General features: G+C 62.9%; 1 protein-coding gene. It reads left to right on the top strand.

Annotation, left to right across the window (positions count from 1 at the left end):
- Window positions 1–105: 105 nt before the first annotated feature.
- On the top strand, window positions 106–1,404 hold the full coding sequence (locus OU682_RS23935) for an IS701 family transposase (protein WP_268944675.1): 1,299 nt from the start codon (window positions 106–108) through the stop codon (window positions 1,402–1,404).
- Window positions 1,405–1,453 lie beyond the last annotated feature (49 nt).

The raw sequence follows: 1,453 nt of genomic DNA, 5'->3' as shown, positions 1-1,453 counted from the left end.
CTAGCACTACTTTGGCAGATTATTGCTGATCCGATAGTCTCTGACTTCAAGGTCGACGTTTTGAGTGATTCATAGGGAGCCAGCTTTGAGGGAGGCTGGCGGTTTATGGAGACCTGGCGGGGCGATCTGGAAATTTGGCTGGCGCCGTTTGTTGCGGCGCTTGGGCATAAGACACGAGGGCGGATGTGTCCGGCCTATGTTGCCGGGCTAATCGGCCCGGGTGATCGCAAGAGCGTGCAGCCGATGGCGGCGCGGGACAGGGCTATCAGCTATGACCAGCTGCATCATTTCATCGCCGACGGGGTCTGGGATAGCGCGCCGCTGAAGGCGGCCTTGCTGGCTGAGGCCGACAGGCTGGTTGGCGGCGAGGAGGCTTTTCTGGTCATCGATGATACCTGTTTGCCGAAGAAGGGCGAACGCTCGGTCGGGGTTGCGCCGCAATATGCCTCATCGCTGGGCAAGACCGCGAATTGCCAGTCGCTGGTCTCGGTAACGCTGGCCTCGGGCGAGGTGCCGGTCACGGTGGGGTTGCGGCTGTTTCTGCCGGAGGTCTGGACCAACGATCCCGACCGCATGGCTCGGGCGCGGGTGCCGGAAGATCGACAGACGGCTCTGAGCAAGCCTGAGATTGCCATCGAGGAGATCGACCGGGCCAGGGCTGCGGGTGTCCGCTTCGGCTGTGTGTTGGCCGACGCGGGTTACGGATCGAGCGGGTCTTTCCGCCAGGCACTGAGCGCGCGCGGGCTTACCTGGGCGGTTGGTCTGTCGCGGCGCCAGAACATCTACCCGGCAGATGTCGGGCTAACCTTTCCCGAAGCAGGCCGCGGTCGGCGCCGCAAATATCACCTCCCCGACCGCATGGCGGTTTCCGCCGAACAGATGCTGGAGGACGAAAAATGGCGGAAGGTCAGTTGGCGGCAAGGCACCAAGGGCCGATTGGGCTGTCAGTTCGCCGCAACCCGTGTCCGCATCGCCGATGGCCACCGACATCGCATGGCAGATGGCCGGGTGCAGGCCATGCCCGGTGACGAAGAGGTCTGGCTGATCGGCGAACGCCGTGCGAGCGGGGAGCGGAAATACTACGCCTCGAACTTGGCAGCCGACACCAGCCTGAAGGCGCTCGCCGCCGCCATCAAGGCCCGATGGATCTGCGAACAAGCGCATCAACAACTTAAGGAGGAGCTTGGCCTCGACCATTTCGAGGGTCGGTCCTGGACAGGATTGCACCGACACGCGCTGATGACGATGATCGCCTACGCCTTCCTGCAATCCCGCCGTCTCAAGACTGCGAAGCGGAAAAAAAGGGGGCCCCGGACCACCCCCGCAACCCACCATGCCAGCCGTCAGGCAAGCCATCCTCGACGCCGTCGTGAGACCGCCACCAATGCGCTGCCCTCATTGTGAAAGGCTCATCGCAGAACGCCCCAAGGAAAATCTGCCAAAGTAGTGCTAG

The sequence above is a fragment of the Paracoccus benzoatiresistens genome (assembly GCF_026913015.1).
Lineage (GTDB): Bacteria > Pseudomonadota > Alphaproteobacteria > Rhodobacterales > Rhodobacteraceae > Paracoccus > Paracoccus benzoatiresistens.
The sequence above is the reverse complement of the archived record's forward strand: the minus strand, read 5'-3'. Positions and strand labels throughout refer to the sequence as shown.

Bases quoted from the DNA above. Each gene is read 5' to 3' on its own strand.
- OU682_RS23935 (WP_268944675.1), top strand. From the start codon at position 106: ATGGAGACCTGGCGGGGCGATCTGGAAATTTGGCTGGCGCCGTTTGTT.